This is a genomic window from Pedobacter agri PB92 (assembly GCF_000258495.1).
Taxonomy (GTDB): Bacteria; Bacteroidota; Bacteroidia; order Sphingobacteriales; family Sphingobacteriaceae; genus Pedobacter; species Pedobacter agri.
Genome location: NZ_AJLG01000226.1, coordinates 1 through 6,491 on the forward strand (window position 1 = coordinate 1; position 6,491 = coordinate 6,491).

A 6,491-nucleotide genomic window follows, 5' to 3' on the forward strand; every position below is an offset into this window, starting at 1 on the left:
AAGAATACCTGATGGGTTTTGCTCCGGCAATGAGCAGACTATTTTATATCCATTGGAGTGAAAAAAGCTTCATGATGGTTTTTGCACTCATTGGCCCGGTGATTTACACCCTTACCTCTTTAGGACTGTATTATAAAGTCCCGATTGCAGGATTCATCGCCTGGTTTATCTTTATCGGCCCAGGGGTAGCAGAGTTTACTCATTTTATCTTCCCCCTCCTCACTCCAGAACTATCGCCCCAAAATCCGCATCTTCTTACCGCCCCTATCAATGGTGTAGTCATTTCGGAAATGCCAAATTTTTATTTCTGGACAACCGGAAAATATTATTTTCCGGGAATGTGGACTGCCATTCTTCCCATGCTTCCCGGATGCCTGGCTATTTATATTTTACTCATCAAAAGCCCCGCTACCCCAAAAGTAACCTATCTAAAAGAAAAAGAAAACCATATTGTGCCCAGCGGTCAGATAAAGTGATGAGCGGTTTACATCGATTTGAAATTTCGGAGGACTTTAACTTCATCGAGATAACCTCAAAATAACTACTTTTGTTGGAGGTCCTCTTTAGCCATAGGACTGCCAAGATTTTTCACGATCTGGCGGTTAATTACTGCCAGAAACTTTTTAAAATCGACTGGCTTAACAATAAATTCGTCAGCCTCAACCCCAAAGGCAGCGAGTGCATTTCTCGGATTTCCGGTAATGAATATTATGGATTTAAATTTGTTCCGTAAAGCATAGGCTATATCGAGACCAGAGATCTGCATATTAATATCAAGTAAAAGAAAATCTAGTTTTTTACCATCCATCAATTCTTTTAAAGCTAAGGCTGGATTGAGATAACTTTTATAAAGTTCAAGTTTTGGTATTTGAGAGAGATAATCTTTCAGTAACTCCACAGAACTTAATTCATCGTCGATAATTACACACCTATATTTCCTCGCGAGGTTTCTCATAATTCTAGAACGCCTATATTCAAAACATATTTCCAGCCACAACTGCCGAGTGTGCCTTATTCCCTACAGTAGTAATATAGAATTCTTATTATGATTTTTTGAACGTTACTATCAATCTTTACATGTTATCTATTTCTGCCTTCATGCCGATATCATAACGCATGCACAAATGGTTTATTAGCTTTAAAATTCATTTTTTTTAGGATTACGTATAAAAATAAATTCCGGAAAAAGTGCTTAAAACCATTTGAAAGATATTGGTAAACTCCTTTTATAACCCTGGTGCTGATTAACTTTACATCAGATTTGGCCAGAGTAGAAAACATTTGACAAACGATTTCAAAATTTGCGATTAAAAATTTGTAACTGTGACCATTTGCTTCATTCCTAATCAATTTATAATAGAGGGTTGTATTAATTAACACAATGATGAGTATGTAAACATATAGGTGGGACATCAAATCGAAATAATATAGCCAGAGATATTTTCGTATTTTTGCATTCACACCCTATTTAAATAGATTTTAGATTCGATGTTAAGATTCAGTGCGCTTAATTTCTCAGACAACAGAACGATTAGAATATCATCTGTTTTCGCAATTCTTACCACCTTAATCGGCCTGTTATCATTATTTGGCTGGTTATTGAACTTACCGATTTTGTATACCTTTTTTTCACATGGAGCATCAACGAAGTTCAACACATCAATGCTTACCATACTAATGGGGATTTCGATTGGACTGGCTATAATTCGTAAACAAGTCTTTTCAGGCTTTTTAGGCGCTATACTATTGATTTTTTGCATATTTACATTGCTACAATATTTGTTTGGATTAAACCTTCCTGTCGATGAACTTTTCATGTCAGATAACTTAACCGATCCTCACAAAGAAACTCCAGGAAGGATGTCATTGTACACCACCATATCATTCCTTTTTACCGCTCTAGGCCTAGAACTCTACCTCACAAAAAAGTATTCCATATCGCAAATTTTAACATCGATAGGATTTGTTATGGCGTATTTATCGCTCATAGGTATACTGTTTAATATCAGTAGTCTGTTCTCTTTCGGCTCATATTCAGCGGTAGCGCTCCCAACCGCTTTAGGTTTAACCAGCGCATCGATTGGGATTTTATTTTTTACATCTGACAGGGGCTGGTTGTCTGAATTTGCATCTAAACATTCTGCGGCAGTGACTACACGCTATTTGTTGCTTTATTTTTTCCTATCTCTTCCTCTATTTATAGGTTTTTTTTTGCTAATGTTATCAAAAGCAAAATTTCCTGCGGAATTTGCAACTGTGTTACTGATAGTTGGTTATGCTGTGCTTACTTTGCCATTTGCGATCATATTATTGAGAAAGTTGAATCGCTCGGATGAAATGTCATGGGAGTTGATGAGAGAATTAGAACAGCGCAGCGAGGAATTATTTGTGAATAATAATAAACTGGAAATGAAAAACAAGCAACTTGATAGTCTTATCCATATTATTAGCCACGATCTGAAAACGCCAATTACTTCCTTACAGGGATCTATGAGTATAATGGAGAAAAAGCTAGCGCCTGTTATGCAAACACAAGATTTACAGTTATTCACCATTTCTAAAAGATCAATCAAAACACTGGCCGAGACCATCACGAATTTAGGTGAAATCATCAGGACCAAACAGTTAGAAGAAAATAAAATAGAAAATATTGATCTTTGTGGATTAGTAAATAAAATTATTTCTCAACTTGATGCCACTATAAAAAATACAAATGCAGTAGTGACTGTTGATATTGATGATTGCTATATATTTTACGAACAAATCCACTTACATAGTATTATTCAAAACCTCGTTACGAATGCGTTAAAATATCACCATCCAGGCAGGGCGCCCCTGATAGAAATATCATCGCAAAAACTTATCAATGGAGTGCGACTCGATGTGAAGGACAATGGTCTTGGTATTCCTGAAAACCAGAAGAAAAATCTCTTCAACAAATATAGCAGATTTCATGAACATATAGAAGGTACAGGGGTGGGACTATATTTGGTAAGGCAGCTTTTGGGAGGGCATGGAGGATCAATTGATGTTGTAAGTGAGGAAGATAAAGGGACAACTTTCACCATATTCCTTCCCTCAGGCAATAATGCCGTAAATTGATATTACAACAAATTGAAGGATGCAACCAAAGTCCGTAGAAATAAGATTTTATGTGTTTAATTGAATAGAAGCGTAAATTGATACTGCCCACAAGGCATTGATTTATACGCTGCAGTAACATTTCGTTTAGGATTTATTTTCAATAAAAATATACAATTCGCTCCACCCAAAATTACATGAAGATACACTGCATTACCCCTCGAGCTCTAAAAATTGGATATCACTTCGGAGGCGACAATCAAATGGTTCAAGGATTTCATATATTAGAAATCAATAATAGATAGCAATTTGAGGGAAATTAAAATTCCCTTATGCATTCTTGGTGCTCGTTATTATGTAATGATCCTATGGCTAAACACTATAGCATGAAATTTGGCAGCCGGTAATTCTGTTCAGGGTGTTATTATTTCTGCTGCTCCAATACTTGACCTAAGTATTTTGAACCATTTTTGCTATAGACCTGGAATAAATAAAAAACTAGGTCAGCTCTGATGAAAAAATGCACAAGCTAATGATAGCTTATAGGTGAATAAAAATTTTGACTATTAGCGTCGAACAAATGTTCAAAGTGTGAAGGGTTGGATAAAATAATCATTAAGAGCTGTATCTGAGAATCTAAACGCTTTGCTTTTCAATATCATTGCATAGCTTACCGGAATATATCAAACATTCTCTCAATCGAATTGTTCACCAAGAAACCAAAAATCTAATATGGCCAAATCTCTACCTATCGATTTCTTTAAAGATTCCATTCCCTTAGCAGAGCGTGAACTTGTATGTGGGTTGAAATCATGTAAAACAGGCTCTTTCAGTAAGCTTTACGAAATGTATTCTTCAAATTTATTAGGATTTCTCCTGCACATTGTAAAACAGCAGGAGACAGCAGAAGATCTTCTGCAAGAATGTTTCATAAAATTTAGTCGCCATATCGGGAGTTACGATACTGCGAAATCGAGACTTTTTACCTGGATGCTAAACATCGCGCGGAATACCGCAATCGATCACATTAGAAGTCGATCATCACAGAACCAAAAAAGCACTTTCGAGATTAGTAGTATTAGTGGGGAAGTCGAAAACAACTATATTCAAAGCTTGAATACAGATACAATCGGAGTTAAAAACATAATCGCATCTCTTTCGCAGAAACAGAAATTAATTATAGATATGATCTATTTTCAGGGTTATACTCATACTGAGGTTGCCCAAGAGCTCAACATGCCAATAGGAAGTGTCAAAACGTCTCTCAGATCTGCTGTACTTAACCTTCGAAAAGTTTTTTCCGTAGATCAGAAATTTGCAGCCTAAAAATAGGGTTTATAATTTTAATTTAAATTGATACTATATATGTTCCCATACCTTTAGCAAATTTCATCGACAATTTCTAAAAACTTAAGCTCGGCAAACTGTAAGTGGTAAATGCGGGAGCAAATGAGAAACAAATTGCTATAGAAGGAAGGGTATTTATTTGACTCCATATCTTTTCCAATAAACTTCCTAGATTAATACTGCAGACTATAGATTAAAAATGTTTGACATAATTTTATTTAGAGATTGATCTGCTAAAAATTCATTTGCGCATGATTTAAAGGTCTAAACCTACCCAAAGTCTCATTGCTATTATCCCCGAAAATTTCATATTTTCACTATTTCGTAGCAGCTACCGGATTAATCAACATACTGTCAATCAAGATTGAAAAATATTTTCGTATTTATTTTATTGCTAACAAGCTTTTATTATTTTTGGATATTCTAAACAGAACGATGCAAAATATCCTTACCCAGCAGGATTATAAGAACGTATTAAATCGAATTGAGTTCCTGCTCAGTAAAGGCAGTCAGGCAATCAGTAATGATGAAATACATGAAATTACCAGCCTGCGTCAGCGTGCTTCTCAATTTGAGCGCGAATTCTATGATCTTACTATTCCGGATAAATCCCTTCAGCAAAGCATTTAATATTTTTTTAGCGATAAGTATTAAATTGTAATATTTTAATTGAACAACTGGCATATTGAAAAACGGGAAATTTCAATTTCCTTTCGAGCTGATGTGCAAATAAAAAAAAGTTATGGGTCCCTAGGAGCCTAGCGCAAGCAAAGGTTATGGCAAGGAATTGGGGCTATTGACAATAAAAATGTTATTATTCAATACAGTTCCTTGTTTAATAAAATTTCTTCTAAAAAAAGGTTTTTCAGAATTTCGTAATAGCAATCTGTGAGTTCATTGATAGTACGCTCGTATTCAACAGGATGCAATCCGAGGGCATAGATTTCATTTGCAATAAATGAATAATCATTCTTAGCCTCCATTATTCTAAATTGAACATTGGCCCGTTTTTCAATTTGCTCCAAATATCTTTTCTGCATTATCTGTATTTTATTAAAAATTTCCTTTTCGAGTAACCATGCCATCACTATCCACGCAATCCAGGTCGTATCCAACTCATTAGAATAAAATTGGCAATATGTTGGAACGTTATTTAAATTAAAAAATTATTAAAAATCCTCTTCCATCTGATACCAAATCCAGAAGATTATTTTAATATCAGGCAATCATCTGTTTTCGAAGATTTTGATTCTAAAAGCTTTTTAAGGTTGGCTATTTCGATAGGCAGCGGACCAGGGGAAGATTCTTTCGAAACAATCATTGCCGCTTCTGGTTTCCTTTCATTGCTGAGATAACTATACTTCTTCTCCAGATATTTAGCAGGTTTATCATTAATGAGGTAATAACGCTTTTCCTTTACATTCTCTTTAGTAATGCCTTCAGCGGCCATTCCATCAGCGAAAGTCCAGGTATAGTCTGTTCTAAAAATAAAAAATGGCTTCCCTTTAGCCAGGTAAAATGACATTTCGGAAGAATAGTGATCATGTTCCTGATATTCGACCCTAATCATGCATAGCGTTTCACCTTGATAAAAATATACTGCTTTTGCGCTGGCTTCTCCTTCACAATCAAAATCTTTTTTAATGGAATCCAATCTTCCTTGAGATCTCCGACGTTCTAGCGTCTCAAAATACTTTTGGATTTCCGCCAAAGTTTGGGGACTTTCGTTTTCGATTGCAGGAGATGAATTTGGGTCCAACTTTGATGGCCCTTTTACATGAGATTTATTGACCACTCCACTATCCCCTTTTTCATTTTGACAAGCGCTAAGCAGGCAGGCAACCAAAAAGAAATTAAAATATTTTTTCATTCCATTTTAAACAGCTGATTTGATTCATTGTTCTTAAATACCACAAAAATAAAGAAAGCTGAACATTAATAGAACTTGAACCCTAGTTAGTTAAAAAGTACCATGGCAGTTCAAAACAAATCAAAAGATTCATTCAAGACTTTTTGAGAGAACAAATTTTGATTTTGAATGTTCACGTAGCTAGTGTGTACGT

Annotated in this window: 7 protein-coding genes; 4 read left to right on the forward strand and 3 right to left on the reverse strand. The window is 35.2% G+C overall.

Going from position 1 to position 6,491, the window contains the following annotated elements:
* Positions 1 to 476, forward strand: a 476-nt coding sequence (locus ON09_RS25500) for a hypothetical protein (RefSeq protein WP_010603140.1), incomplete at its 5' end; no start/stop codon positions are given.
* A gap of 65 nt (positions 477 to 541) precedes the next feature.
* Here ON09_RS25500 and ON09_RS21525 read toward each other — a convergent pair.
* Positions 542 to 955, reverse strand: coding sequence for a LytR/AlgR family response regulator transcription factor (locus ON09_RS21525; protein WP_010603141.1), 414 nt, complete (start codon positions 953 to 955; stop codon positions 542 to 544).
* 722 nt (positions 956 to 1,677) lie between these two features.
* On the opposite strand from ON09_RS21525, the gene ON09_RS21540 reads away from it, so the two are divergent.
* The 3 genes from ON09_RS21540 to ON09_RS25305 all read left to right on the forward strand — a co-directional run bounded on the left by ON09_RS21540 (position 1,678) and on the right by ON09_RS25305 (position 5,058).
* Positions 1,678 to 3,102, forward strand: a complete 1,425-nt coding sequence (locus ON09_RS21540; RefSeq protein WP_010603144.1) for a sensor histidine kinase — start codon at positions 1,678 to 1,680, stop codon at positions 3,100 to 3,102.
* 711 nt (positions 3,103 to 3,813) lie between these two features.
* Positions 3,814 to 4,407 (forward strand): RNA polymerase sigma factor, encoded by a 594-nt coding sequence (locus ON09_RS21545; RefSeq protein ID WP_010603145.1) that lies wholly within the window; start codon positions 3,814 to 3,816, stop codon positions 4,405 to 4,407.
* Positions 4,408 to 4,863: 456 nt separating this feature from the next.
* Positions 4,864 to 5,058 (forward strand): hypothetical protein, encoded by a 195-nt coding sequence (locus ON09_RS25305; protein WP_157259049.1) that lies wholly within the window; start codon positions 4,864 to 4,866, stop codon positions 5,056 to 5,058.
* A gap of 188 nt (positions 5,059 to 5,246) precedes the next feature.
* Here the strand turns inward: ON09_RS25305 and ON09_RS21555 are convergent, their stop codons facing one another.
* The gene (locus ON09_RS21555; RefSeq protein WP_010603147.1) at positions 5,247 to 5,468 is read right to left on the reverse strand and encodes a hypothetical protein; all 222 of its coding nucleotides are present in this window, start codon (positions 5,466 to 5,468) and stop codon (positions 5,247 to 5,249) included.
* Positions 5,469 to 5,635: 167 nt separating this feature from the next.
* Positions 5,636 to 6,298 carry a hypothetical protein gene (locus ON09_RS21560; RefSeq protein WP_010603148.1) on the reverse strand — a complete coding sequence of 221 codons (663 nt, stop codon included), beginning with the start codon at positions 6,296 to 6,298 and terminating at the stop codon, positions 5,636 to 5,638.
* Positions 6,299 to 6,491 lie beyond the last annotated feature (193 nt).